A 26573-nucleotide genomic window follows, 5' to 3' on the forward strand; every position below is an offset into this window, starting at 1 on the left:
CTGTTTTTTTATTTTTGCTCACTCGCTCCAGCATTGATGAGGTTGTCCGCAAATTGACTCGGTGTCAGCTTCAACAACTCCGGTAAGTGATTGTTTTTGAAGTAAGTCATGCCTTCGGCTTTCTTCACATCCATCGCTTCAAAGTCATAGGTGATGGTTACCTTGTATTCATTCTCATTTTCCAAGGTTAAATCAGCTGTGAAACCTGGCACTGTCAAAGCTTCCTTAAAGGCATCGTCCTTGTTAAAGGATTCTCTCAATTGCTTTTGCGCTTCCTCTATTCCAACCTGTTGGATCCCTTTTTTCAACTCCTCATCGGTTGCCGTCACATTGATGGTCTCCAATTTTTTAAAGGTGTTCCCCACATAGGTGACAATTTGCGTCTGTTGTGTCCCCTTATCATCTTTTGGAAAGACAAAGGTTCTAGTGATGACCTTATTTTCTTCAGCTTTTTGCAGAATACTCTTATTATCCTTTTGTAGCTGCTCTGCTTTTGCTTGGATTGCCTTTTGCTCACTTGAATTTGGCGTTTTCGCTTGTTTTTTTTGACCGCATCCAGTCAAACACAATACAAGCGCACCCAATAAGAAGATTTTCCTTTTCATTTTCCATTCCTTACTAGTTATTGTTTTCTAAAATATTGTATCATAGATTTCGTAAAATGGCGCAGTAAACTTCTTTTCATTCCGTTTTTTAACAAGAAAAAATCAGAAACAATTGTTTCTGATTTTCATTCGCTTTAAAGAGCTGCACGCATCCGCGCTTCTGCATTTTCTACATTTCGAACTGATCGTGGCAAGAAGGCACGAATATCGTCTTCTTTGTAGCCCACTTGGAGACGTTTGTCATCTACCAAGATCGGACTTTTAAGAATACGAGGTGTTTCCATGATGATGTCAATGACTTCATTGACACTCAAGTCTTCGATGTCCACTCCTAGATTTTTAGCGTATCGATTTTTTGAAGAGACAATACTTGCCACTCCATTTTCAGTCTTTGTAAGGATATCCAATAATTCTTCTTTGGTGATCCCTTCCTTACCGAGGTTTTGTTCTTTATAAGTTAGCTGGTGAGCGTTGAGCCAAGTCTTTGCTTTTTTACAGCTGGTGCAACTTGACACTGTATAAATTTTAATCATGCATGCACTCCTTTCGCTACACGATAATACTATCGTATTAAATTATAACACAAAAACCATCAGTCTAGCGACCTATTTTGAAAAAAATTAATCTTCAATTTCAATCGCGTCATCTAAATCTAGAGTTACTTCTTCTACGACAGGAGCTGCTTCTTCAGTTTTATCAAGGGTTTTCACTGCTTCGTCTTCTTCGATCAAACCAAAATGAACCCGAACCTTGTGGTCGATTTCGTCAAAAATTTCTGGGTGGTCAGCCAAGAATTTCTTAGCATTTTCAGATCCTTGACCAATTTTTTCGCCATTATAGGAGTACCACGCACCCGCTTTTTGGATGATATCCAAATCTGTTGCAATCTTCACCAATTCACCTGTACGTGAAATTCCTTCCCCGTACATGATTTCGACCATGGCTTCTTTGAACGGTGGAGCTACCTTGTTCTTCACAACCTTGATCTTGGTTTCCTTACCAACGTTGGTATCTTTTTGGTCCCCAGTCCCCTTGATTTGAGTGTTTCCACGGACATCTAAACGAACCGAAGCATAGAATTTCAGGGCACGACCACCAGGTGTGGTTTCAGGGTTCCCAAACATGACCCCAACTTTTTCACGCAATTGGTTGATAAAGATAGCAATGGTCTTGGTCTTATTGATCGAAGCTCCAAGCTTACGCATCGCTTGGCTCATCATCCGAGCTTGCAAACCAACGTGGCTATCCCCGATATCTCCATCGATTTCCGCACGAGGTACCAAGGCTGCAACAGAGTCGACAACCACCAAATCTACCGCACCAGAGTCGATCAATTTACCAGCAATTTCAAGTCCTTGTTCCCCTGAGTCTGGTTGAGACAAGAGAAGTTCGTCGATATTGACCCCAAGAGCTGCTGCATAAGATGGATCCAAGGCATGCTCCGCATCGATAAAGGCAGCAATGCCTCCTTCTTTCTGTGCTTGCGCTACTGCATGGAGGGCAACGGTTGTTTTACCAGATGATTCTGGACCATAGATTTCGATGATCCGACCTTTTGGATAACCACCAGCACCCAAGGCAATATCAAGCGCCAAGGAACCAGAGCTCATGACTTGTACTTTTTGCTCTGCACGTTCACCCAAACGCATGATCGATCCCTTACCAAAGTCTTTTTCGATCAATTTCAGGGCATCATTGAGCGCTTTTTCACGCTCATCTCCAAATTTCTTAGAGATATCATCTAATTTTTTCTGTTTTTTCGCCATTCTTTTCTCCTATGTTTTTACTATACAGGAAATGCATGCAACTCACCGACGTTTTCCGGTCTTTGAAAGGCACATTTCCTATCCATTTTTAGAATTATTCTTCATTTGGCACAAGCTTCATTATACCAAATTTTCACCATTTAATACAGCCAAGCGCACCAAATTAAAGGCATGAAGAACTGCAATTTCGCGGACATCCGCCCGGCTACGTCCAGCGATATTAACTTGGACACTATCCACTCCATTTGGAGTCGCAAGTCCGATAAAGACAGTCCCTGCTGGGTGCCCTTCTAGACTATCTGGCCCCGCAACTCCGGTCAGGCTAACACCATAATCGGATCCTGTTAACTTACGGGCCTGTGAAGCCATGGCTTGAGCTGTAAAATGAGACACCACTCCATGTTGCTCCAACTCTTGAGCTGGAATAGACAACATCTTGCTTTTTTCTTCCAGACTATAGGTGACAAAACCACCTGCAAAGATGCTAGACGCCCCTGAAAAATCTGCCAAAGTCGCTTGGAAGAGGCCAGCCGTCAGGCTTTCTGCAGCTGTAATGGTCTTACCAGTCCGTTTCAAGAGATCAAAGGCCACCTTGGCCATCGAATTGTCATCCCCATAACCGTAAAACAACTCTTGCAAAGGTTGATGATCCAGGGTGTGGCGTGATAAGATTTCCTTTTCTAAGACATCGAGCTTAGCATCCGCTGAAGCTTGATCCTTCGCCTTTGTAGATAGACGCAAGGTTACTTCTCCTGTCTTGGCATAAGGGGCAACTGTCGGATCACTCTGCTCTTCAATGATATCTGCTAGGATCGTAACCAGCTGGCTTTCCCCAATTCCAAAGAAGCGCAAGACTCTTGAAAAGAGCTGTTCCCCTGTTGTCAAATGAGGCACCAATTGTTCATTGACCATGGGTTTTAACTCACTTGGTGGACCAGGTAGAACGACATAGGTCACACCGTCGACTTCAATCAAACCTCCAACCGCGAGACCTGTACGGTTTTGAAGGGGGATTGAACCGGCAATCAATTGTGCTTGCCGCTCATTATTGGGCGTCCGGACATAATCAGGGCGACTGGCAAAGAAGGTGTCGAGTTTGGCAAGCGCTGTTGGATCAAAAACCAGTTCTTTCCCTAAAAACTTAGCAAGGGTTTGCTTGGTCAAATCATCCTCTGTTGGCCCAAGTCCACCACATAAAATCACCAAATCACTGCGTTTTGAAGCTGTCTCAATGGTCGAGAAGAGACGACCTTCATTGTCTCCTACCGCCACATGATAATAGACATCAATCCCTAAACTAGCTAATTTTTCAGACAAGAATTGAGCATTGGTGTTGACAATTTGTCCTGTTAGAATTTCTGTTCCAACTGCAATAATTTCCGCCTTCATGGTGCCTCCTACTTATACTATTCGTAATTTTCATTTCATTTTAACACAATTTCCTAAATTATTTAAAAAAGTCGCAACCTGCGACTTTTTATTGTTCCTATTTCCATTCACAAGCATTCTCATGATCATTGACCAGACCTGTTGCTTGTAGGTAGGACAGGACCGCAACGGGACCTGTAAACTTAAAACCACGCTTTTTGAGGTCCTTGGCTAGCTTCTCAGAAAGAGCTGTCTTCGCTGGAGCCTGTCGGTAATCTGGAACATCATTGACGATGGTTTTCCCATTGACAAAAGACCAAAGATAAGCATCAAACGATCCAAATTCCTTCTGGACTTGTAGAAAGGCTTGAGCATTGGCCCGTGTCGCAAAGATCTTGGCACGATTTCGGATGATAGCTGGATTGTCTAACAAGGATTCCAGTTCTTCATCCGTCATCTCTGCGACGCGTTGAAGATGGTAACCATGAAAAGATTCTCGGAAAGCCTGCCGTTTATTGAGCACCGTCTCCCAAGATAGGCCAGCCTGATAGGTCTCCATACAGAGTAACTCAAAAAGGGCCTGGTCATCATGGAGGGGCCGTCCCCATTCCTCATCATGGTAGGCCACATAGAGCGGGTTGGTCATTTTGACCCAGCCACAACGTTTTGGCATAGGAACCTCCTATTTCACCAACATCTTCAGGGCAGACTTGATGTAGTTTTCAGCAGTATCAGAAGTTCCTTCAAAGAATTTCTTGATTTTCTTGAGTTCCGTTGCCTTGTATCCCAATGCCAACATAGCTTCCATAGCTTCTTCAAGGGCTTGGTTTTCTTCTGCAACTTTGGCTTTGGACTGAGCCGGTGCATCTTCTAGGTCAAGATTGATCTTACCTTCCAGATCCAAGACCATCTGTTGGGCTGTTTTCTTGCCGATCTTCGGAAACTTGGTCAAGTAGGTAATATTCTTGCTTTCGATGGCTTGGACAAGGCCTGCATTGTCATCTGCAGCGATAATAGCCAGAGCTGAGACAGGTCCAATACCAGAGACTGAGATCAAGTTTAAAAAGAGCTGTTTCTCTTCTTCGGTCGCAAAACCATAGAGAAGATGAGCATCTTCCCGAACCACCTGGTGCAGATAGACTTGCACCTCTTGATTCATTTTTCCAGAGTAGGCATAAGGATTGGCCACATGCAAGAGATAGCCGATCCCAGCTGTTTCTACCACAATGTATTTAGCAGTGATTTTTGTTAAGATTCCTTTAATGTATTCGTACATAATCTTCCTTTATTGTTTGTTTAATACTTGCCCAATTCCCGTAAACTGGTGTGATTTTCCTGAATACGTCGGAACATCTTTTCCATATCCGACTTGGTGAAGTTGACCAAGACAGGACGGCCATGAGGGCAGTTATAAGGGTTGTCACATTGGGACAGTTGATAGATCAGATCCCGTGCAGAGTAATCATCCAGTGTGTGATTGGCCTTGATGGAGCGTTTGCAGGACATCATGATGGCCAACTCAGCTCGGTATTTCTTGATGGACACTTCCTTGGTCAAGAGGAGCATGTCACACATCTCATAGATGCCCGACTCAATCTCTTCTTCCTTCATCCAGATCGGATGCTCCCGCAAGATCAACTGGTTGGCTCCGTACTCTTCAAGATAAACTCCCACTTCCTCTAGGAGGTGTTTGCGCTGTTGCAGGCGGATCAGATCGTCTGCAGGGAACTCAAAGATATAAGGAACCAGCAGTTGTTGCTGACTGCCGTCTACGTCCCCAATGCTCTCCCGGTATTCTTCGTATTTGACCCGCTCTTGGGCCGCGTGCTGGTCAATGATGTAGAGACCTCCATTGCCTTGGGCAAAGAGATAGGTTCCATGCATTTGACCGAAATATTCCAACTCTGGGAAGGTCGAATGTTCTTCCCCATCCAACTTATCATAGGCCTTGTCTAGACTAGCCAGATCCAGCTCTGGGTGATCCAGTTCATCATAAACCACAGCCTTTCTTTCCGCAAACTTGATCGCGCTTGTCGGTTTTTCTACTGGGTTTTCTTGGATTCTAGCTTCAGTAGCAGTCTCATCTGCTAGAGGCCGTTGAGGATCTGCCACCTCTGGTCGAAGCTTGAAATCTTGACTCTCTCGGTCATAATAGAGACGGTTTTCTTTTAAAGGCAGGGTCGTCTGTACTGGCTTTTCTGTTCGACGAATAGTCGACTTGGCTAGATTTTCTAGAGCATCCGGAATCAGGTCCTGCTCTTTCAAGGCGTTCGCAATAGCCTGGGAGATCAAGGCCATTAGTTCTCGTTCTTTGGAGATGCGAACCTCTTGCTTAGTGGGGTGAACATTGACATCCGCTAAGTAAGGATCGATCTTGATATTAATGATCGCGAGCGGAAAGCGGCCCACCATGAGTTTACTGCCGTAGCCGTCTAAAATAGCCCGATTGAGCAAGAAATTCTTGATATAACGGCCGTTGATAAAGAGACTGATGTAATTGCGATTGGCACGAGTCAATTCAGGCAAAGACACAAAGCCCGTCACTTCAAAATCTAGGTCACGGTTTTCAATGGACACCATCTTCTTGGCAGACGCGAGGCCATAGACGCCCGCAATCGCCTGCCGGAGATTACCAGTCCCCGCTGTTTTGGTCATTTCTTTTCCATCATTGATCAAGGTAAAGGCAATCTCAGGATGAGCCAAACTCAAGCGGTTGAGAATATCCACGATATGGGACAACTCTGCCTGCTGGCTCTTTAAATACTTGAGACGAGCAGGGGTATTAAAAAAGAGATCTTCCACTGTGATCTTGGTCCCGACAGGGCTTGTCGCTGGCTCCAATTCCTCAATTTCGCCACCCTTTGCGACCAATTTGGTCCCGTGGGCAGCTCCTTCTTGCGCCGTTAGAAGGGTTAGAATACTGACAGAAGCAATGGAAGGCATGGCCTCACCACGAAAACCAAGCGTTCGAATACGAAAAAGATCCGCTTGACTCTTGATCTTACTGGTCGCATGTCGACGGAGGGCCAAAGCGACCTCATCGTGCGCAATTCCTTCCCCATTGTCTGTAATCCGAATCGACTTCAATCCTGCTTCTTCGATTTCAACAACGATCTGGCTAGCTCCAGCATCGATCGAGTTTTCAACCAATTCCTTGACCACGCTAGCAGGTCGTTCAATCACTTCACCTGCCGCAATCTGATTGGCTAGGACTTCTGGCAATTCAATAATCTGTGACATGTCTGCTCCTTTACCTATTTTTTCACCGATACATGTAGCTCTATTATACCACAGATCCACAAGACTCCCTTTCTTAAAAAATAGAGGCCAGTCCCATCTTCTTCCTTAAAAACCGCATAGGCAAAGAAAACGACCACATAGACAAATCTCCTTGTCTTCCCTTTGGAAAAAGTGTTTAATAGTAGTGTAAAGAAGGAGCCGGGCTAGCAGGCCAACCGACTTTACCCAAAGGAGGGAGAAACGATCTTATGAAAGTTGAAGTACACATTGATTCCCACTTCCAAGAAGAAGCGGTGATGATCACAGCACCTGCACTGTCTGCGCGTGTAGAGAAAATTCGTGACTTTGTGGAAGAATTGGATCAAAAAGGGCGCTTACGTGCTAAAAAGGATGGGGAAGCTTACCTGATCGAAAGCCAGCTATTCCAACGTTTTTACATTGAAAATCGGCAAGTAATTGGCGAGACCATAACAGATCAATTTATTCTGACTGGGCCACTCTATCAGCTATCTGAAGACTTGCCGACCTGCTTTCTCAAAATTTCCCAATCTGAAATTATCAACACAAAAGAAATCGATCACCTGCACTTTACCAGTGGAGGATCGGTGCAAATCTATCTTAAAAACGGGAGTCTGACCTACTCCTCCCGTCGTTACTTGAAAGCCATTAAGGAGAAATTATCATGCTAAAACAATCTTTTTCTGACGCCCTGAAAGGCATTCTCATCGGGCTCATCTTATCCATCTTCTTTTCCTATCTCTTCTCACCTGAGTTGTACCTTCCCTTAAGTCCCAACTCTGCAGTCGGTCGCTGGATGTTCTTGCATCATGTTCACGGCTCACTGGTCATGCTCTATTGTGCTCTCGTTTGGGGTGCGATTGGGGTCCTCTTTAGCTTCGGAAGTCTCCTCTTTCAAAAAGACTGGAGCCTCTTACGGGCTACTCTGAGCCATTACCTACTCATGTTACTTGGGTTTATTCCCCTAGCTACCTTGGCCGGCTGGTTTCCAGCACGACTCGGATTTTACTTCTCACTCGTTGTCGAATTCACCCTCGTTTACGTGATCATCTGGTTGGTCTCCCATCATTTTTATAAAAAACAAGTCCAAGAAATCAATCAAAGCATTGCTAACCACTAAGCAAAAAGATCCTCAGTGCTACGAGGATCTGAAAGTAGAGATAAACTGTTCCTTTATACAAATCTAATAAATTCTATAAAAAATATACTCGTTATAGTTGTTCAATCATCTACTGAAACTTTCCGTTGTGAGAAAAGTGCCTGAAACAATTGTGTTTCAGGCACTCGGGAGTTTTGAGAGTAAAACAGTTTGGGAAACTGTTTTAGCCTGAGCCCAGAAATTAAAGAGCGAAGGGGCTCAATAATTAGTCTTGGAACTTCCTGGATTGCTGAAATCATCCACTGGATAATTTCACCTAACGTCCGTACTCACCTAAGGAAAGTTTCTAAGATGACTTTGTCTTCAATAAAAGATCCTCGCTATTACGAGGATCTTCTTTTTACAATTTCTTTTTCAATTCGGCGACTGCCATCATGACTTCCATGGGAGTCATATTGTAGAGATCCAAATTTTTCAATTCTGTGATCACTGTATTTTCTGTCACTTCCTCAAAGAGGGACATTTGTTCAGCAACCTGCGAAGACACTTCCTTTTTAGGAGTTGCATCCGCAAGCGGTACTTGCTGGGCTTGTCCTTCGAGCTTGGTCAAAATCGCATCCGCCCGCTTCAATAATTCTTCTGGCAAACCAGCGATCTTGGCCACGTGAATCCCATAAGACTTATCTGCTGGGCCGGGTTCAATCTTGTGCAAGAAGGTAACCTGACCATCTCGCTCCAAGGTCGCAACATGGACATTTTCCAAGCGAGACAAGGTCTCTGAGAGTGCCGTCAACTCATGGTAGTGGGTTGCAAACAAGGTTTTGGCACCGGTTCGATCGTGAATGTATTCGATGATGGACTGGGCGAGGGCCATCCCATCATAGGTCGCCGTTCCCCGTCCCAACTCATCAAATAAAATCAAGGACTGAGGCGTTGCCTTGCGAATGGCATGATTGGCCTCCATCATTTCCACCATAAAGGTAGACTGACCCGATACCAGGTCATCAGCAGCTCCGATCCGGGTATAAATCGCATCAAAGATTGGCAATTCAGCCCTTTGCGCTGGAACATAAGAGCCAATTTGGGCAAGAATCACAATGATCGCCAATTGGCGCATATAGGTAGACTTCCCGCTCATATTTGGCCCCGTAATCAGCTGAATATCCCGTTCTTCATCCATAAAGATGCTATTAGGAATATAGGACTGGGCTCCCATCACTTTCTCAACAACCGGATGACGACCTTTGTCGATCGCGATTCGTCGTTCTTCATGAAAGAAGGGACGATTCAACTGTTGCGACTCAGCGACACTGGCTAAACTTTGTAAAACATCAACCGTCGCAATCGCCTGAGCTAACTGTTGCAGACGTTGGATATACTTGCCAACTTCTTCACGAATCCGCATAAAAATCGTATATTCCAGATTAGCAGACTTCTCACGCGCCTCTAGCATATCTCCTTCGATGCGTGCCAATTCCTCCGTACCAAAGCGTTCTGAATTTTTCAAGGTCGCCTTGCGGAAAAAGTGAGCAGGAACGTGACTCAATTGAGAATTGGTGACATGGAAATAATAGCCATCCTTCTTGTTGTAATCGATTTTTAGACCTGTAATGCCACTGGCTTCGCGCTCTTTGGCCTCAATCTCAGCAATCCAACCAGTACCATCCCGAAGAACGACACGATACTGATCCAATTGCTCGTCAAAGCCAGTTCGGATGATATTTCCCTCCGTAATAACAGCAGACGCTTCCGGAGCAATAGCTGAGGTAATCAAGCGGTGCAATTCAGGAAGTTCATCCAAGCGTGCAATTAAGACATCTAAGACTGGATCACCAATCCCCAGTAGAATCGACTTGATCGTCGGCACATGCCCCAGAGTATCTCCTAGCTGCAAGAGATCCTTAGGATTGATCTTGCCAAAGGAAACACGACTCGCTAAGCGTTCAATGTCATAGACCCCTTTGAGACTGTCGGTCAAATCGCTCCGTTCAAAGAAATGATCCATAAAGACCTGAATGATGTCCTGGCGCTCTCGAATCCGTTTCAAATCGACTAAGGGTTTCTGAATCCAGGACCGCAACAAACGACCGCCCATGGCCGTCTTGGTTTCATCCAAATACCAATACAAGCTACCATGTTTCTTCCCAGTCCGCGCATTCTCTGTCAAATCAAGACTAGCCTTGGTCGCAAAGTCCATCTGCAAGAAATCGCAAATCTCATAATGATGGGCTTTTTTGAGGTGGCTCAATTCCCGCATTTGTGTCTGGTAGACATACTGGAGAAGTTTTCCAGCCGTTTTCTTTTCGAGCTCACTCAGATGATCCCCTAAGAGTTGAACATCGTCGAGCGCCGTCTCTACATGTGACAGCAAGAGATTCATCTGGCTAACAAACACACGCTCTTCCTGTTCTGGCAACTCATAACCCAGGACCACCTCACGCGCACGTAAATTGCGGATTTCTCCACAAACCATGCTAAAGTCATTGAGGGTCGTCACCTGAAACTCCCCTGTCACCAGATCCATATAGGCTAGCCCATACTCATTTCCTGAACGATCCAAAGCAACCAGGAAGTTGTTCTCACTATCTGGCTTGGTCGAATCCACCACTGTACCCGGCGTAATCACCTGTACGACTTCACGCTTAACGACCCCCTTGGCTTCTTTAGGGTCTTCCATTTGTTCTGCAATCGCGACCTTATATCCCTGTTCAATGAGAACATCAATATACTGCTGGGCCGAGTGGTAGGGAACACCCGCCATGGGGATCGGATTCTCTGCATTTTTATTCCGTGAGGTTAAGGAAATCTCTAAAATTTGAGCTGCATTCACTGCATCTTCATAAAATAATTCGTAAAAATCTCCCATTCGAAACAGCAAAAAGGCATCCGGATAGTCTTTTTTGATATCTAGATACTGCTGCATTCCAGGGGATATTTTCTCTACTGCCATACTTCTTTATTCCTTACTGTTGCATCATTTTCTGACACAAGCTCCATAGATGAAAACAGGAGTAGATAGCTCACTATCTTCCTCCTTTTGACATCTTAACAGGGCTTGATTACTGCATCATCCCTAAAATTTCATTTTGAATTTCAATGGCCGCATCTTGGTCACGGCAGACAATCAAGAGGGTATTGGCCCCTGCTACTGTCCCCAAAATACGCTCATCTGACATTTCATCTACACCATTGGCCAAGAGAGCTGCTTCTCCTAGTTCTGTCCGCAAAACCAAAGTGAATTCTGCTCGTGAGACCGACTTGGCATGGCTGGACAACATAATATAAATCTCTGCCACCTCAGGCTCATTTGGCAAAATATAATACAACTGGTCTTTTCGTTTCACCTTGACTAGACCCAGATCGCGCAAATCTCGTGACAGAGTTGTTTGCGTTACAGCAATTCCTTTTGCTTCTAATCGATCCTGAATCTCTTTTTGAGTCGACAATTTTTCATTTCGAATCATTTGTTGAATCAAAAGGTGACGTTCTGTCTTTTTCATTGGACCTCCACTTTTGAATAAATATACTTTAAATTATACCAAAAAAATTGAAAATTCGCTCAGAATTGTGTTAAAATAATAGTTAAAAGGACTAAGGAGCTAATATGAACAATAAAGAACTCATTGCTAGTGAATTGGCCAAAGTGATTGACTCTCTTGACCAAGATGCTATTTTAAACTTGCTTGAACAACCAAAATCATCTGATCTTGGTGACATTGCTTTTCCAGCCTTCTCACTTGCAAAAGTGGAACGCAAGGCTCCTCAAGCAATCGCTGCAGATATTGCTGAAAAGATCGACCAAAGCGCCTTCGAAAAAGTCGTTGCAACTGGACCTTACGTGAACTTCTTCTTAGACAAATCTAAGATCTCTGATCAAGTAATCAAATCCGTCATCGAAGCAGGTGCAGACTACGGTCAACAAGACGAAGGTCATGGCCAAAACATTACCATCGACCTTTCAAGTCCAAATATTGCAAAACCATTCTCAGTTGGTCACTTGCGCTCAACCGTTATCGGGGATGCTCTTTCAAACATCTTCCGCAAAATGGGCTACAACACGATTAAAATCAACCACTTGGGGGACTGGGGTAAACAGTTTGGTCTCTTGATGGTGGCCTACAAAAAATGGGGTAGCAAGGAAGCTGTCGAAGCTAACCCAATCGATGAATTGCTAAAACTTTACGTTCGAATCAACGCTGAAATCGAAAACGATCCTGAGCTTGATGATGAAGGACGTCTCTGGTTCAAAAAATTGGAAGATGGGGATCCAGAAGCAACTGAATTGTGGCAATGGTTCCGTGACGAAAGCTTGGTGGAATTCAACCGTATCTACAAACTCCTCGGTGTTGAGTTTGATAGCTTGAACGGAGAAGCTTTCTACAACGACAAGATGGACGAAGGGGTCCAAATCCTTGAAGACAAAGGCTTGTTGAAAGAGTCTAAGGGTGCTAGCATCGTTGAGCTCGATGATGTGAACCTTCCACCAGCTATGATTAAGAAATCAGACGGTGCCACTCTTTACATCACGCGTGATATCGCAACCGCTATCTACCGTGCACGGACTTACAACTTTGTGAAAAACATCTATGCTGTAGGTCAAGAACAATCCAACCACTTCCGTCAGTTGAAAGCTGTTCTGAAGAAAATGGGATTTGACTGGAGCGACGATATGGTTCACGTTGACTTTGGTTTGGTGACAAAAAACCGCCAAAAATTGTCAACTCGTAAAGGAAATATCATCCTTCTCGAACCAACTCTTCAAGAAGCCATCTCTCGTGCCAAAGCGCAGATCGAAGAAAAGAACCCTGAATTGGAAAACAAGGAAGAAGTGGCACATGCAGTCGGTGTTGGTGCGGTTAAATTCTACGACTTGAAGACAGACCGTCGCAACGGTTATGACTTCGACCTCGAAGCCATGGTATCCTTCGAAGGAGAAACTGGACCTTACGTTCAATACGCTTACGCTCGTATCCAATCAATCCTTCGTAAAGCCAACTTCACACCATCTACAGATGCGACTTACAGCTTGAGCGACCCAGAAAGCTGGGAAATCATCAAGCTTCTCCAAGACTTCTCTCGTGTTGTCAAACGTGCCGCTGAAAACTATGATCCATCCTTGATCGCAAAATATGCTATCAACTTGGCTCAAGCCTTCAACAAATACTATGCACACACTCGTATCTTGGATGAAAGCCCAGAACGCGAAAGCCGTCTTGCTCTTAGCTACTCAACTGCAGTAGTCTTAAAAGAAGCCCTTCGCTTACTTGGTGTCGATGCCCCTGAGAAAATGTAATTTCTTATCTAATGATTGATAAGTAGAACATCTCATATGGGAGTGAGAGGAGAAACTAAATGCGATTCAATTTAGTTCTTTCTCACTCCTTTTCTCATGCCTAATGCCCTTCATTCTCTACATTTTCAAATCCTTTATATACAGGAGAAATCTATGAATCAAACCGTTTACATCTTAATCCTCATCAGTTTAGTGGTCCTCTTTTTATTCAACAAGTACGAAAGAGAAAAACTACAACGGCTCTTACAAGAGCAACTCTTGAAAGATCAAGCTTTCAAAGATAGCATCAAGGAAAAAATCCAAGAGACCGACAATATCAACGATGTCATCCATGCCATCAACAAAGACTATCGATTGGGACTCCTACTTGCTAAAGAAATCACAGAAAAATTAAAATAAACCGTAAAAGAGAGAGTGGGACAGAAATCGGTAATTCGTTAGAATTCGATTTCGTCGTCCCACCTCCGCACAGTTGAGTAGGGCTGTAAAAGCTGATGAAATCAGCGTAGTAGAGCCCACTCAACCACTGCGTCTTGCTCGACAATCCAAAAACAATTAAGAGGCTAGGACTTTTGTCCCAGCCTCTCTTTACTTTAAAGATGGTACAACTCTTCTACAATGGCAGCTACTTTTTTAATATCTCCCAACATCCCCCGCATTTCAAAATCGGCTAACATAGGGAAACCAAAACGTTGGCTGTATTGCTTAGCAGTTAAACAATATTGATTGTTAAAATTCCGATTGCCTGATCCAACCACTCCTAAGCACTTGCTGGCGTTGTCTCCGTAAGCAATAAAATCCGCAACATCTGTCGTCAAAATTTCCACATCGCCATTGTCAACACCATTTCCACCCTCCAAATAGGTAGGCAAAAAAGTGATAAAAGGATTGGTCATTTCAAAGAAGGGCTGGCCCTCTTTGACCAGGTCTTTCACATGAACTTTCTCGATTTCAAGTCCGGGATGGACTTCCAGCAAATAGTCACTTAAGCGACGGACAAAACTCTCTGTATTTCCACTCAGACTAATATAAACAAAGGATACTTTCATCTTTTTTCTCCAATCAAGAAGCTCTCTTATCCTCTAAGAGAGCTCCATTCAAACTTATCTATTATGCTGTAGCTTGAGCTTTTCTCAAACGCAAGGTTTTATACAAAACAATTCCAAGGAAGAGAAGGGATAAAGCAGTCAAGAGTAACAAAGCAATGGATGAAGATGCCAAATATCGTTGGCGAAGGGACGGGTTTGAAAAACTAGCTAATAGTGGACGCCCTGCAAAATAATTATAGCAAGAGAAGGCTTGACTTAATAAAATCTGCCCCATATAAGTATAATGTGCTGTTAACAGATCCTGCTTCATAAAGAGGAAATAGAAAGTTGCCAGCAAAGCAATCAGAATCAGGGACACAAATAAAAAGGTTAGTGGAGACTGATTGAGTTGGGCTGATTTCTCATAATATGTCACATAGTCAGCCTTGTCTTGAGCCGTTGTTAAACCAAGTTGTTTAGCAAAATCATCTGTCAACTCAAAACTCTTTGAAGCTCCAAAGGTTGAAACAGCTGAAGTCAGGGTTCCAACCGTAGAGAAAAATAACAGGATATAAAGATAGATAGGTTTCTTTTTCATACAAACTCCTTTTCATTTCTTACACCCTATTATATCGCGATACAGATAGAAAGGCAAGCGCCTCAAAACCGTGGAAGCACTTGCCTGATCACTGATACGTTCAAATGAAATTCATTTGGAAAAGTAATGTGTGCAAAAGATGAAAAAGACATCGCAACTGTATAATTGGAATGATTAGAGATATAACGGAGTCCTATAAACTTTCATTCGAACACCACCAGTATACCTCATTCTCTTCTTCTTGTGTCATCCATTTCTATTCTGCTTCATTTCGACACGATTTGGTCTATAAAAGCCATTTCCTCTCCTTATCCAAAAACTATTCTGTTCTATTTCTCAACTATTTGGTCATCACTCCATCAAAAAAGCCAGAAGGACTTGCCTTCTGACTTTCTTTATTTAGATGAATGAACGAAAGAAACAAGAATTAATCTTCTTTTTTCTTGCGTGCAAGACCCAATCCAAGCAATCCAGCCATCGCACCTGCAAGAACAGCTGCAGTTGAGCTTTCTGTACCTGTATTTGGAAGCGCAGGTGTTTGTGGTTGCGCAGGTTGTACAGGCTGTTCCGGAACTTCAGGAGTTGGTTCGATTGGAACCTCTGGAGTTGGTGGAACGATTGGTGTAGGTGGAACAATTGGTGTTGGTGGGTTGTATGGAGTTGGTGGAGTTGGAGGAACTGGTGTTGGTGGGGTTGGAATATCTGTTTCCGTTACCACTTTATTCTTATGCCATTTCACTTCAGCTTCCGGTTTCACCGGATTCGTATTTGGAACGACTTCAGGAGTCGGTGGGGTTGGAGCTTTTGGTGGAGTTGGAGCTTTTGGTTCCTCCACATCGACCGTAATCACAGTGTAGTTAGGTGCTGTTGGCGGAGTTGGTGATTTAGGTTCTTCTGGTTTCGTTGGCTCTGCAGGTAGATTTTCCACTGTAATCGTTGGTGGAGTTGGAGCCTTTGGTTCTGTTGGTTTTGTTGGCTCTTTCGGTTCTTCTCCTGGCTCTTTAGGAAGACCTACATTTGAGTTGATGGCAAACCAGTAAACCGTTGGTTGACCAGCCGCATTGGCACCATTAGCCGTAAAGACTAAGTGTCCATCTGACATCTTCAAGCCTGCTCCACCATAATAGAGGTATGGAGAAGATGGATTATCCCAACCTTCAAGAGTTGTTGAAGATTCACCGTTAAAGACAGAGCCATGTTCAATATATTGGTTATCTTTAAAGGAAGTTACTTCTTTAGTAGCAGCATCATAAGACACACTTGAGTTTGGAATTGGAATAAATTTATTATTTCCAACATTTACAGATTCTTGGTGTTCCACGTTTTCAAATTTCTTCTTAGGTGTGAACGTAATTTGACCTGTAGTTGCATCTATTTTGTATGATCCGATAACATCATCCTTACCTTCAAAGGTAAATTCTTCTGTACCAATAGAATGAACACTTCCTGAACCCGAAGCATTTACAGTTAACGCATCCGTTACTTCTTCCTTCTCAGGTGTCGTACCAGGAACCCATTTACCTGTGTCATCTTTAACATAACCATATTTCTGAGTCACAATTTTGAGAGGGTTGTCTGCTGAAATGGAAACAGTTGCAGTACCAAAGTCTGCTTTTCCTGTTTTAACCTTCACTTCATTATTTTCAATGCTCATGGATGAACCATCTGCATATGGATCCCAAGTTCCACGAACAGTGTTGCCATCTTTATCTTTGGCTTCTACTGTAAGGGCACGAGGTTTGTCTCCACTATCGACATAGGAAGCACCTGTCCAGTGGTTGAGCGAGTTCAAAGCGACAATGGCATTGCGTTGAGTCAAATCAAATTTATTGCCATCACCATCATAGAATTCAACATCGACAGCAACCTTAACAGGTTTGTCTTTATCTGTTGAAGCTCCGACTGTCATGGTTACCGTTGGATCTGCGTTGACTGCTGCAATCCCTTTGCCATCATTTGATGGAAGACTTAAAATCTCATAACGGTAAATCACACGTTTGATTGGATGCATATCCGTATTTTCACGCATGCTAGACTGATTCAAGTTATCATAAGTAACGACAAATTTATCGCCTTCTTTCACTTGAATGTACTCAGTTTCATTATTGGCCCAAGGACTAGTCGCTACAATATCTGAAGCTTCCAATTTATTGGAATCATATTGGTGTACATTGCTTGTATTTAAACGAGCTTGAGCATCACGAGTAAGATAAGTGCTGATGCCGTCAATGGTGTGAGTTGCACCACCTTCACGTTGGAAGGTCAAATCTTGAACAGTTGAAACATTTTTAAGGTCAGCATACGCATTGTCTGTCATATATTTGTCGTATGCTTGTTTCGCGTCCGTATATTGTTTTTTGGCAACTTCGTATTCAGCTAATTTCTTTTGATAAGCAATATAATCATTTTCGTACTGTACTTTTTCTACATTGTATTTTGCAAGATCAGCTTCGTATTGAGCCTTAGCAGCATCTTCTTCTGCCTTCTTCGCTACCAATTGATCATAAGCTGCTTTATCTTTATCGTATTGCGCTTTCTTAGTTTGGTATTCTTGTAAATCTTTATCGTATTGCGCTTTCGCTGTATTGTAAACAGCCATTTCTGCATCATACTTAGCTTTTGCTTCTGCATTAGCCTTATCCGCTGCTGCTTTTTCTACTACTTTGGCATCATAAGCTGCCTTTTTAGCATTGTACTCTTCTAAAGCTTTATCATAAGCTGCCTTTTGCTGATTGTACTCTGCTACTTTCTTTTGATAATCTGCTTCTGCTTCCGCATTTCTCTTTTCAATCAATGTGATTTCTTGAGATTTTGCTTCATACTCAGCTTTGGCCTTTTTGTAGTTTTCAACGACTGTGTTGATTTCAGCTGTTTGAGCTTTATTATCTGCTTCTGCTGCTGTGATAGATGGTTGGACTTTTTCAGCTTCTTCTGTAACGGTTACACCTTCTGTAGCTGCATCAGCTTTTGCTTTTTCAAGTTCCGGTGATTCTACATAAGTAGTCGTAACTATTTTATTTCCTTCTGTCACAGTTGTAGATGTCAACTTAGAACTTGTTGCAACAGCTGCATCGCTTGTTGCTGTATCCGTAGTAGTCGCTTCAGTTGCAGGCGCTGTTGCCTCATCTGCTTTCACTTCTGCTCCGTAGGTATTAACAGTAGCTAATCCAGCGATAGCCAATGAAACAACACCGACTGATAACTTACGAATTGAAAATTTTTCCTGCTTCGAAACATGTTCACGATAGCTTTTCATTTTCAAAACTCTCCTTTTTGTTTATGTTTAAAAAAATCTCACTGTAGAGGCAAAAATATGCTACTGCCAGTTAACTCTATTGTATCACAATCAACCATTTTTAAATATTTGTCTATTTAATTTTTTATTTTACTTTAAAGATATAACAACTTGAAACGCCAAACCTTCCGGACCTTCCTCATCTTTTAGTTGAAAATATATGTAAGCACCTGTGAAAAATCCTTTATTTTCAAGGATTTTCATCCCGGTTTCTCTTTTTATAAATTTCACCGGAAGGCTTTTTTAGGGGAAGTATTTTTTTATACCAATAGATTAGATTTGAAGGTTAAAATAAAAAATTATGTAATTTTTTCCCTGCCGGCTCGGAAAAATTCAAAAAAACAACACTGTTTACAGAAGTGTCCATTCTTTAAATTCCTTCCTTTTTCTTCCCAAATAACAAGAAATGAAAAAGACCAAGGTCCTAAGAACCTTGGTCTAACAACTAATGATTAGTTTAAGTGCCAGATATCTTCATTGTACTGAGCGATCGTACGGTCAGATGAGAAGAATCCTGCTTTAGCAATGTTAACGATGACTTGATCCAACCATGCATCACGGTCTTCGTAGTCAGCCAACATACGTTCTTTGGTGACAATGTAGTCTTCCAAGTCAAGAAGAGTCATGAACCAGTCTTTGTTGATCAATTCCTTGTGAAGACGAGTCAAGCGTTCCTTGTTACCAACTGCAAGAACGGCATCGCTGATAATGAAGTCTACCAATGGTTTGATAGCTTCACGTTCATAGAAGTCCGCTGATTTGTATGCTGATTTCTCATATAGATCGATTACAGTTTCTGAATCTTCACCGAAGATGTAGATGTTGTCACGTCCAACCAATTCAGCGATTTCCACGTTGGCTCCATCCATCGTACCAAGTGTCAATGCACCATTCAACATGAATTTCATGTTACCAGTACCTGAAGCTTCTTTCGAAGCAAGAGAGATTTGCTCAGAAATATCGCTAGCTGGGATCAAGTAGCTTGCAGCAGTTACGTTGTAGTTTTCAACCATCACCACTTGCAAGTGTGGAGCTACTGCTGGATCGTTTGCAATCACTTCAGACAAGCAAAGGATCAAGTGGATGATATCTTGTGCAATGGTGTAGGCAGGAGCTGCTTTACCACCAAAGAGAACAGTGATTGGGCGAGCAGGGATATTTCCAGCTTTGATGTCCAAGTATTTGTGGATCACATACAAAGCGTTCATTTGTTGACGTTTGTATTCGTGGAGACGTTTGATTTGGGTATCAAAGATAGAGTTAGGATTGATTTCCACACCTTGATGGTCTTTCAAGAAACGAGCCAATTTCCGTTTGTTGTGAGACTTGATGTTTTCCAATTTTGCTTTGACTGCATCTTTATCTTCATAAGAAAGAAGGTCTTCCAATTTAGATGCGTCATGGTGCCAGTCACGTCCGAGGATATCATCCAAGTAGTGTGACAAGGTTGGGTTGGCATGCATGAGCCAACGACGGAATGTGATACCGTTTGTTTTGTTGTTGAATTTTTCAGGGTAAATGTCGTAGAAGGCTTTCAACTCAGAATTCTTCAAGATTTCTGTGTGAAGTGCTGCTACCCCGTTTACGCTAAATCCATAGTGGATATCCATGTGCGCCATGTGTACGCGATCATTCTCATCGATGATTTGAACAGCTGGATCTTTGTATTCAGCGCGAACACGGCGGTCCAATTCTTCAATGATTGGAACCAAGTGAGGAACCACTTCTTGCAAGAATTCAAGTGGCCATTTTTCAAGGGCTTCTGCAAGGATTGTGTGGTTAGTGTAAGCCGTCATGCTACGAACGATAGAGATGGCTTCATCCATTCCAATACCACGTTCTGTCAAAAGACGGATCAATTCAGGGATGACCATTGATGGGTGAGTATCGTTGATTTGGACAACAGCATAGTCAGCAAGGTCATGCAAGTTGCTTCCTTTTTCGATGGCTTCGTCGATGATCAATTGTGCACCGTTTGATACCATGAAGTATTGTTGGAAGATACGGAGCAATTCCCCTTGACGGTTACTATCATCTGGGTACAAGAAGAGGGTCAAGTTGCGAGCGATATCTGTCTTGTCAAAGTTAATACCATCTTCAATAATAGATGAATCAACTGAATCCAAGTCGAACAAACGCAAACGGTTCTTGGTTTCAATCTTGTAACCAGGGACATCGATATCATAAAGGGTAGAAGTCAATGTGAAGTGTGCAAATGGCACTTGGTAGCTACGGCTTGAACGAACGAGCCAGCTTTGGTCAGTCAACCATGCATTTGGAATCGTTTCTTGTTGGTTGTTTTTAAGGACTTGTTGGAACAAACCAAAGTGGTAGTTCAAACCAACCCCATCCCCTGTCAAACCAAGGCTTGAGATAGAGTCGATAAAGCAGGCTGCCAAACGTCCCAAACCACCGTTACCAAGTGATGGTTCCAATTCCACTTCTTCGACTTCGATCAAGTCTTTACCAGCATCTGACAATTCTTTTTTAACATCGTCGTAAAGACCCAAGTTGATCAAGTTGTTAGACAAGAGTTTACCGATCAAGAACTCAGCTGAGATGTAGTAAACTTTTTTCTTACCAGTATTTAATTTCTTTTGAGCGCTTGCTTGCTTCGTGTAATTTAGCAAGGCAATGTACAATTCTTCATTTGAACATTCAGCAATTGTTTTTTGATGATGATCAATCACATATTTTTGTAATGATTCCATGTTTTAAAGTCTCCTTTATTTCAACAATTTTAATAGGGAAAGATTATTTTTTTGCTTTCTTAACTTCTTTTTTCAAGTCTTTGTTTTCACGACGATAGATCGTAGTGAAATCAAGCAATTCTTGCTCGACAGCTGGAGTCAATTGATCCGCTGTCATTCGCCATGACCAGTTACCACCGAGAGTAGATGGGAAGTTCATCCGAGCTGAGCCATCTAACTCAAGCAAGTCTTGCATCGTAGCAATCGCCATGAAGCTGACGGAAGCAAAGACGGTGCGAAGCATCGCATGCGGTACAGATTCGTACTCTTTCCGGTTAGTATAACGAGCAAGGTACTCACGAGTTGGATCGTCGATTTCATTGCGGTACCATCCAAGAACTGTGTTGTTATCATGTGTTCCTGTATACATCACAGAATTGTTTGGTGCCAAGTGAGGGCTATCGATACTTTCATCGTCCGGATTGAAGGCAAATTGAAGAATCTTCATTCCTGGGAAGCCAGTGCTTTCACGAAGTTCGATGACTTCATCTGTCATAAAGCCAAGGTCCTCAGCGATGATGTTCAAATCACCGAGCTCTTCCTTCACAGCTGCAAAGAGTTTGTAGCCAGGACCTTTAACCCATTTACCTGGTGCTGCTGTATCTGATCCAGCAGGGATTTCCCAGTAAGACTCAAAACCACGGAAGTGGTCGATCCGCACGATGTCGTAGATCTTGAAGCTTTCACGCAAGCGTTCAATCCACCATTGGTAGCCATCTTTGTCCATTGCTTCCCAGTCATAGATTGGGTTCCCCCAAAGTTGACCAGTTGCTGAGAATTCATCTGGCGGGCATCCTGCGATGCAAGTCGCTTTCCCGTTTTTATCTGTTTTGAAGAGATGAGGGTTCGCCCACATGTCACTTGAATCTTCCGCTACATAGATTGGCATGTCTCCGACGATTTCAATGTGATGGTCATTGGCATAAGCTTTCAAGGCCAACCATTGTTGGAAGAAGAAGAATTGAGTCACACGATGGTAAGTCAATTGATCCGCCAATTCTTCACGGTATTGAGCCAAAGCTTTTGGTTCACGTGCACGAATAGCTGCATCTGGCCACTCTGTCCAAGCTTTCAAATCAAAGTGTTCTTTAATAGCCATGTATTCTGCGAAGAGCTCCAACCAAGAAGCATTGGCTTCACAAAATTCTTGGAATTCTTTTTGATCACTTGATTTTAAGAAATTCGCAACGGCTTTTTCAAGCAAGGGACGACGTTGTTCGAAAACCTTTGCATAATCCACTTGAGTAGGATCTTGACCAAAGTCCACTCCTTTAAGGTCTGCTTCTGTCAACAAACCTTGCTCGATCAAAAGATCGAAATCAATAAAATGAGTGTTCCCAGCAAAAGCTGAGAAAGATTGGTATGGAGAGTCTCCATAACTAGTTGTACCAAGCGGCAAGATTTGCCAGTAACGTTGCTTGGTCCGAACGAGGAAATCAACAAAATCATATGCTGATTGACCGAATGATCCGATCCCGTATTGTCCAGGAAGGGAAGAAATGTGCATCAAAACACCACTTTGACGTTTTTTCATGGGTTACCACCTCTTTTTATTTCTTTGAAGCCTGCGATTCGGTGCACGGTATGGGTATCGTTGCAGAGTCGTATCCAGCTCTCAAGCGGCTCTACTCTTTGTTAAAAATCGAACAGGCGCAACTCAGTTTACGCAATTTTTGCGAAAACGTTTGCGTACCATGTCATTATAAACTTTTTCCATATTTTCTGCAAGGGATTTCTTAAAAACTTTTTAACTTTTTTCAGAATGTCCTCACTCCCTTAGTGTATTCTTTCCTTTGCCTAATGTCAACGAATTTGATGCACTTTATAGAAGAAAGTTCGGAATTAAAATATTTTTAAAAAAAATTGTTTAAAACTACTTGCAAACGTTTTCGCCTTGTGATATACTTAAGACGTTTTAGGAAAACGTTTGTCTAAAACGGTTTCTAATTATTATCTTTTTTTATTCTTTAGGAGGAATAAATCATGAAACGTACAATTTTACGTAGTGCTGCTGTACTTGGTACAGTTGGTTTTGCCGGCTTCTTACTTGCTGCTTGTAGCAATAGCTCATCAGGTTCTTCTGAGGCAAGTAAAGAAATCAACGTCTATGTAGACAAAGGCTACAAATCTTATGTTGAAGAAGCTGCAAAAGCTTTTGAAAAAGAAAATGGCGTAAAAATTAACATCAAGACTGGTGATGCTCTTGGTGGATTGGATAACCTTTCTCTTGATAACCAATCTAAAAAAGCTCCAGACGTAATGATGGCTCCATACGACCGTGTAGGTGGTCTTGGTAGCGATGGTCAATTGGCTGAAGTGACTTTAAACAAAGATAGCCATACAGATAAAACAACTGAAGCTCTTGTAACAAACGGTGGTAAAGTTTACGGTGCACCTGCTGTCATCGAAACTTTGGTTCTCTACTATAACAAAGATCTTGTAAGCGAAGCTCCAAAAACATTTGGTGATCTTGAAAATCTTGCAAAAGATAGCAAGTACGACTTCGCTAGCGAACCTGGTAAAACAACTGCCTTCTTAGCTGACTGGACAAACTTCTACTACACTTACGGTTTACTTTCAGGTAACGGCGGTTATGTATTTGGTAAAGACGGTACAGATCCTAAAGATATTGGATTGAACAACCAAGGTTCTGTCGATGGTATCGAATATGCAAAAACTTGGTATGCTAAATGGCCAAAAGGTTTGCAAGATACAAAAGCTGCTGCTAACTTCATCCAAACACAATTCCAAGAAGGTAAAACAGCTGCTATCATCGATGGTCCTTGGAAAGCTGCTTCATTGAAAGAAGCTAAAGTAAACTACGGTGTCGCAACGATTCCAACTCTTCCAAACGGAAAACAATATGCTGCCTTTGGTGGTGGTAAAGCTTGGGTTATCCCTGCAGGTGCGAAAAACCTTGATGGCGCTCAAAAATTCATTGACTTCTTGACAAGTACTGACCAACAAAAAGCTTTGTTTGACAAGACCAATGAAGTTCCTGCCAACACAGAAGCTCGTAAATATGCGGTTAGCAAAAACGATGAATTGACAACTGCCGTTGTTGATCAATTCAAGAACGCTCAACCAATGCCAAATATCTCAGAAATGAGTGCGGTTTGGGATCCAGCTGCTACTATGCTTTTCGATGCTGTAAGTGGTAAAAAATCTGCAAAAGCATCTGCTGACGATGCAGTGAAATTGATTAAAGAAACCATCGAACAAAAATTCGGTAGCAAATAAGACAGTTTTTAGGTGTGAGTAAGAGGTTGGAGACAAAGTCCCAACCTCTTATGTTCAATTTTCAAACACAACTGACTGTCTGACTTGTCTTCTTGCTCTCTGGCAAGGACATTATAAGGAGATTTGAATGACTACAGAACAAAACCCTAAAAAGGCTATGTGGCTCTCTTTGATCCCGGGTCTTGGGCAAATTTATAACAAACAAAAAACCAAAGGCTATATTTTTCTTGCCGTAACTGTTCTCTTTCTCGCCTATTTCCTAGGAATTGGAGCTGGAGAATTAGCGAAATTGGTTACACTTGGAACCGTCCGTGGACAAGATAATTCTCTCTTTATCTTGATTCGTGGCGCCTTCCACTTGATCATCACTGTTGTTTACTTCCTATTTTATGCCTTAAATATTAAGGATGCTGGAACAGTTGCTAAACGCATCAACAACGGGATTGCCGTTCCAAAAACCTTGAAAGAAATGGTTCAAGCCATCTATGAAAATGGCTTCCCATATTTATTGATTATTCCTTCATACATTGCTATGACATTTGCGATTATCTTCCCAGTTTTAGTAACTTTGATGATCGCCTTTACCAACTACGACTTCAAACATACCGCTCCAACAACCTTGCTTGATTGGATCGGGTTCCAAAACTTCACTAATATGTGGACCTTGAGTACCTTCCGCTCAGCCTTTACATCGGTTCTTGGCTGGACCTTGATTTGGGCCCTCGCAGCTTCTACTCTTCAAATCGTACTCGGTATCTTGACCGCTATTGTTGCAAACCAACCATTCGTAAAAGGAAAACGAATCTTTGGGGTTATCTTCTTGCTTCCTTGGGCTGTTCCAGCCTTCATCACTATCCTAACTTTCTCAAATATGTTTAACGATAGTGTCGGTGCTATCAATGCACAAGTTATCCCATTGTTTGCGAAGATCTTCCCATTCTTAGATGGCGTTTTGATTCCTTGGAAAACAGATCCTACCTGGACAAAAATTGCTTTGATTATGATGCAAGGTTGGCTCGGCTTCCCTTACATCTACGTCTTGACTTTAGGGATTCTTCAATCTATTCCAAACGATCTTTACGAAGCTGCTTATATTGATGGTGCCAACGGTTGGCAAAAATTCCGCAGCATCACTTTCCCAATGATTATGGCTGTTGCAGCTCCAACTTTGATCAGTCAATATACCTTCAACTTTAATAACTTCTCCATCATTTACTTGTTTAACGATGGGGGACCTGGTTCTGTCGGAGGAAACGCCGGATCTACAGATATCTTGATCTCATGGATCTACAAGTTGACAACCAATTCTTCTCCTCAATATTCAATGGCTGCAGCGGTAACCTTGATTATCTCTGTGATTGTGATCTCAATCTCTATGGTTGCCTTCAAGAAACTACATGCATTTGATATGGAGGATGTATAAAATGAAAAATTCAGTTCAATTTAAACGCCGCCTCAATCATTTCTTGACTTACCTGTACATGGTGGTTCTTTCAATCGTTATCATTTATCCATTGTTGATTACGGTTCTATCAGCCTTCAAATCAGGGAATGTCAGTGCCTTTACACTTGATTTTAGTGGCAATCTTAGTTTTGATAACTTCTCAAAACTTTTCTCTGAAACCCATTATGGCACTTGGTATATGAACACCTTGGTTATCGCCATTATCACCATGATTGTACAAACAAGTATCGTTACCTTCGCAGGTTACGCATACAGCCGTTACAATTTCTTGGCGCGTAAACAAAGTTTGGTCTTCTTCTTGATTATTCAAATGGTCCCAACCATGGCAGCCCTCACAGCCTTCTTCGTTATGGCTTTGATGCTGAATGCCTTGAACCAACCTTGGTTCTTGATCTTCCTTTATGTTGGTGGTGGTATTCCAATGAATGCCTGGTTGATGAAGGGATACTTTGATACTGTTCCAATTTCCCTCGATGAATCTGCGAAATTGGATGGAGCTGGACACTTCCGTCGCTTCTGGCAAATCGTCCTTCCTCTTGTTCGTCCAATGATTGCCGTTCAAGCACTTTGGGCTTTCATGGGGCCTTTCGGAGACTATATCTTGTCTAAATTCTTGCTTCGTGACGAAGTGAACTATACGGTAGCCGTTGGTCTTCAAACCTTTATCAGTGACCAAAAAAATCAAAAAATCGCCTTCTTTGCAGCCGGTGCTATTTTGATCGCGGTTCCAATCTGTATCTTATTCTTCTTCCTACAAAAGAACTTTGTTTCAGGCTTGACAGCTGGTGGAGATAAAGGATAAAATAGA

The 26573-nt window shown here is 42.5% G+C and carries 21 protein-coding genes; 7 read left to right on the top strand and 14 right to left on the bottom strand.

Annotation, left to right across the window (positions count from 1 at the left end; all coding sequences use genetic code 11):
- Positions 1-8: 8 nt before the first annotated feature.
- The 7 genes from NML76_RS07650 to mutL form a co-directional block, all read right to left on the bottom strand.
- A complete protein-coding gene (locus tag NML76_RS07650) occupies positions 9-605 on the bottom strand; it encodes an SP0191 family lipoprotein (protein ID WP_045760023.1) in 597 nt (198 codons plus the stop codon).
- A 134-nt stretch (positions 606-739) separates the two neighbouring features.
- On the bottom strand, positions 740-1138 hold the full coding sequence (gene spx, locus NML76_RS07655) for a transcriptional regulator Spx (RefSeq protein ID WP_003009108.1): 399 nt from the start codon (positions 1136-1138) through the stop codon (positions 740-742).
- Positions 1139-1225: 87 nt separating this feature from the next.
- A complete protein-coding gene (recA, locus tag NML76_RS07660; protein WP_003002082.1) occupies positions 1226-2371 on the bottom strand; it encodes a recombinase RecA in 1146 nt (381 codons plus the stop codon).
- Between the two features lie 120 nt (positions 2372-2491).
- Entirely contained in the window at positions 2492-3760 is a 1269-nt protein-coding gene (locus NML76_RS07665; RefSeq protein WP_070506004.1) for a competence/damage-inducible protein A, read from the bottom strand.
- Positions 3761-3857: 97 nt separating this feature from the next.
- Positions 3858-4412, bottom strand: a complete 555-nt coding sequence (locus NML76_RS07670) for a DNA-3-methyladenine glycosylase I (protein WP_118096158.1) — start codon at positions 4410-4412, stop codon at positions 3858-3860.
- A gap of 9 nt (positions 4413-4421) precedes the next feature.
- Positions 4422-5015, bottom strand: a complete 594-nt coding sequence (gene ruvA, locus NML76_RS07675; RefSeq protein WP_013904320.1) for a Holliday junction branch migration protein RuvA — start codon at positions 5013-5015, stop codon at positions 4422-4424.
- A 20-nt stretch (positions 5016-5035) separates the two neighbouring features.
- Positions 5036-6979 (bottom strand): DNA mismatch repair endonuclease MutL, encoded by a 1944-nt coding sequence (mutL, locus tag NML76_RS07680; protein ID WP_118096160.1) that lies wholly within the window; start codon positions 6977-6979, stop codon positions 5036-5038.
- 248 nt (positions 6980-7227) lie between these two features.
- Between mutL and NML76_RS07685 the strand changes: the two genes are divergently transcribed.
- Positions 7228-7668 (top strand): LytTR family DNA-binding domain-containing protein, encoded by a 441-nt coding sequence (locus NML76_RS07685; RefSeq protein WP_118096162.1) that lies wholly within the window; start codon positions 7228-7230, stop codon positions 7666-7668.
- Positions 7662-8117 (top strand): DUF3021 domain-containing protein, encoded by a 456-nt coding sequence (locus tag NML76_RS07690; protein ID WP_247923680.1) that lies wholly within the window; start codon positions 7662-7664, stop codon positions 8115-8117. Before NML76_RS07685 ends, NML76_RS07690 begins: the two co-directional genes overlap by 7 nt.
- A gap of 379 nt (positions 8118-8496) precedes the next feature.
- Here the strand turns inward: NML76_RS07690 and mutS are convergent, their stop codons facing one another.
- Both mutS and argR read right to left on the bottom strand, forming a co-directional pair.
- Positions 8497-11046 carry a DNA mismatch repair protein MutS gene (gene mutS, locus NML76_RS07695; RefSeq protein WP_254733240.1) on the bottom strand — a complete coding sequence of 850 codons (2550 nt, stop codon included), beginning with the start codon at positions 11044-11046 and terminating at the stop codon, positions 8497-8499.
- A 109-nt stretch (positions 11047-11155) separates the two neighbouring features.
- Entirely contained in the window at positions 11156-11596 is a 441-nt protein-coding gene (gene argR, locus NML76_RS07700; protein WP_003009125.1) for an arginine repressor, read from the bottom strand.
- Positions 11597-11700: 104 nt separating this feature from the next.
- Between argR and argS the strand changes: the two genes are divergently transcribed.
- Both argS and NML76_RS07710 read left to right on the top strand, forming a co-directional pair.
- Positions 11701-13389: an arginine--tRNA ligase gene (gene argS / locus NML76_RS07705; RefSeq protein WP_049503868.1), complete on the top strand. Its 1689-nt coding sequence runs from the start codon at positions 11701-11703 to the stop codon at positions 13387-13389.
- 153 nt (positions 13390-13542) lie between these two features.
- Entirely contained in the window at positions 13543-13788 is a 246-nt protein-coding gene (locus tag NML76_RS07710) for a hypothetical protein (RefSeq protein ID WP_023919916.1), read from the top strand.
- 194 nt (positions 13789-13982) lie between these two features.
- On the opposite strand, the gene nrdI is transcribed toward NML76_RS07710, so the two are convergent.
- The 5 genes from nrdI to malQ form a co-directional block, all read right to left on the bottom strand.
- Positions 13983-14438 (bottom strand): class Ib ribonucleoside-diphosphate reductase assembly flavoprotein NrdI, encoded by a 456-nt coding sequence (gene nrdI, locus NML76_RS07715; RefSeq protein ID WP_070587707.1) that lies wholly within the window; start codon positions 14436-14438, stop codon positions 13983-13985.
- Between the two features lie 61 nt (positions 14439-14499).
- Entirely contained in the window at positions 14500-15015 is a 516-nt protein-coding gene (locus NML76_RS07720) for a hypothetical protein (protein WP_049516112.1), read from the bottom strand.
- 427 nt (positions 15016-15442) lie between these two features.
- A complete protein-coding gene (locus NML76_RS07725) occupies positions 15443-18271 on the bottom strand; it encodes a GbpC/Spa domain-containing protein (RefSeq protein WP_254733242.1) in 2829 nt (942 codons plus the stop codon).
- A gap of 491 nt (positions 18272-18762) precedes the next feature.
- The gene (glgP, locus tag NML76_RS07730) at positions 18763-21021 is read right to left on the bottom strand and encodes a glycogen/starch/alpha-glucan family phosphorylase (protein ID WP_049471794.1); all 2259 of its coding nucleotides are present in this window, start codon (positions 21019-21021) and stop codon (positions 18763-18765) included.
- Between the two features lie 43 nt (positions 21022-21064).
- Entirely contained in the window at positions 21065-22594 is a 1530-nt protein-coding gene (malQ, locus tag NML76_RS07735; protein WP_247913795.1) for a 4-alpha-glucanotransferase, read from the bottom strand.
- A gap of 449 nt (positions 22595-23043) precedes the next feature.
- Here malQ and NML76_RS07740 point away from each other — a divergent pair, with 449 nt between their 5' ends.
- The 3 genes from NML76_RS07740 to NML76_RS07750 all read left to right on the top strand — a co-directional run bounded on the left by NML76_RS07740 (position 23044) and on the right by NML76_RS07750 (position 26567).
- Positions 23044-24300 carry an extracellular solute-binding protein gene (locus tag NML76_RS07740; protein ID WP_070449550.1) on the top strand — a complete coding sequence of 419 codons (1257 nt, stop codon included), beginning with the start codon at positions 23044-23046 and terminating at the stop codon, positions 24298-24300.
- Between the two features lie 127 nt (positions 24301-24427).
- The gene (locus NML76_RS07745) at positions 24428-25723 is read left to right on the top strand and encodes a sugar ABC transporter permease (protein WP_254733245.1); all 1296 of its coding nucleotides are present in this window, start codon (positions 24428-24430) and stop codon (positions 25721-25723) included.
- A gap of 1 nt (position 25724) precedes the next feature.
- On the top strand, positions 25725-26567 hold the full coding sequence (locus NML76_RS07750) for a sugar ABC transporter permease (protein WP_021154117.1): 843 nt from the start codon (positions 25725-25727) through the stop codon (positions 26565-26567).
- Positions 26568-26573 lie beyond the last annotated feature (6 nt).

Source organism: Streptococcus sp. CF8_Ac1-9, from assembly GCF_024295565.1.
GTDB classification, from domain to species: Bacteria; Bacillota; Bacilli; order Lactobacillales; family Streptococcaceae; genus Streptococcus; species Streptococcus parasanguinis_X.

What these genes read in the sequence shown, in the direction of transcription:
- NML76_RS07725 (WP_254733242.1), bottom strand. Translation starts at nt 18,271, where the DNA reads ATGAAAAGCTATCGTGAACATGTTTCGAAGCAGGAAAAATTTTCAATT.
- NML76_RS07665 (WP_070506004.1), bottom strand. Translation starts at nt 3,760, where the DNA reads ATGAAGGCGGAAATTATTGCAGTTGGAACAGAAATTCTAACAGGACAA.
- argS (WP_049503868.1), top strand. Translation starts at nt 11,701, where the DNA reads ATGAACAATAAAGAACTCATTGCTAGTGAATTGGCCAAAGTGATTGAC.
- nrdI (WP_070587707.1), bottom strand. Translation starts at nt 14,438, where the DNA reads ATGAAAGTATCCTTTGTTTATATTAGTCTGAGTGGAAATACAGAGAGT.
- NML76_RS07710 (WP_023919916.1), top strand. Translation starts at nt 13,543, where the DNA reads ATGAATCAAACCGTTTACATCTTAATCCTCATCAGTTTAGTGGTCCTC.
- malQ (WP_247913795.1), bottom strand. Translation starts at nt 22,594, where the DNA reads ATGAAAAAACGTCAAAGTGGTGTTTTGATGCACATTTCTTCCCTTCCT.
- NML76_RS07685 (WP_118096162.1), top strand. Translation starts at nt 7,228, where the DNA reads ATGAAAGTTGAAGTACACATTGATTCCCACTTCCAAGAAGAAGCGGTG.
- recA (WP_003002082.1), bottom strand. Translation starts at nt 2,371, where the DNA reads ATGGCGAAAAAACAGAAAAAATTAGATGATATCTCTAAGAAATTTGGA.
- ruvA (WP_013904320.1), bottom strand. Translation starts at nt 5,015, where the DNA reads ATGTACGAATACATTAAAGGAATCTTAACAAAAATCACTGCTAAATAC.
- NML76_RS07750 (WP_021154117.1), top strand. Translation starts at nt 25,725, where the DNA reads ATGAAAAATTCAGTTCAATTTAAACGCCGCCTCAATCATTTCTTGACT.
- NML76_RS07690 (WP_247923680.1), top strand. Translation starts at nt 7,662, where the DNA reads ATGCTAAAACAATCTTTTTCTGACGCCCTGAAAGGCATTCTCATCGGG.
- NML76_RS07720 (WP_049516112.1), bottom strand. Translation starts at nt 15,015, where the DNA reads ATGAAAAAGAAACCTATCTATCTTTATATCCTGTTATTTTTCTCTACG.
- glgP (WP_049471794.1), bottom strand. Translation starts at nt 21,021, where the DNA reads ATGGAATCATTACAAAAATATGTGATTGATCATCATCAAAAAACAATT.
- NML76_RS07650 (WP_045760023.1), bottom strand. Translation starts at nt 605, where the DNA reads ATGAAAAGGAAAATCTTCTTATTGGGTGCGCTTGTATTGTGTTTGACT.
- mutL (WP_118096160.1), bottom strand. Translation starts at nt 6,979, where the DNA reads ATGTCACAGATTATTGAATTGCCAGAAGTCCTAGCCAATCAGATTGCG.
- mutS (WP_254733240.1), bottom strand. Translation starts at nt 11,046, where the DNA reads ATGGCAGTAGAGAAAATATCCCCTGGAATGCAGCAGTATCTAGATATC.
- argR (WP_003009125.1), bottom strand. Translation starts at nt 11,596, where the DNA reads ATGAAAAAGACAGAACGTCACCTTTTGATTCAACAAATGATTCGAAAT.
- NML76_RS07740 (WP_070449550.1), top strand. Translation starts at nt 23,044, where the DNA reads ATGAAACGTACAATTTTACGTAGTGCTGCTGTACTTGGTACAGTTGGT.
- NML76_RS07670 (WP_118096158.1), bottom strand. Translation starts at nt 4,412, where the DNA reads ATGCCAAAACGTTGTGGCTGGGTCAAAATGACCAACCCGCTCTATGTG.
- NML76_RS07745 (WP_254733245.1), top strand. Translation starts at nt 24,428, where the DNA reads ATGACTACAGAACAAAACCCTAAAAAGGCTATGTGGCTCTCTTTGATC.
- spx (WP_003009108.1), bottom strand. Translation starts at nt 1,138, where the DNA reads ATGATTAAAATTTATACAGTGTCAAGTTGCACCAGCTGTAAAAAAGCA.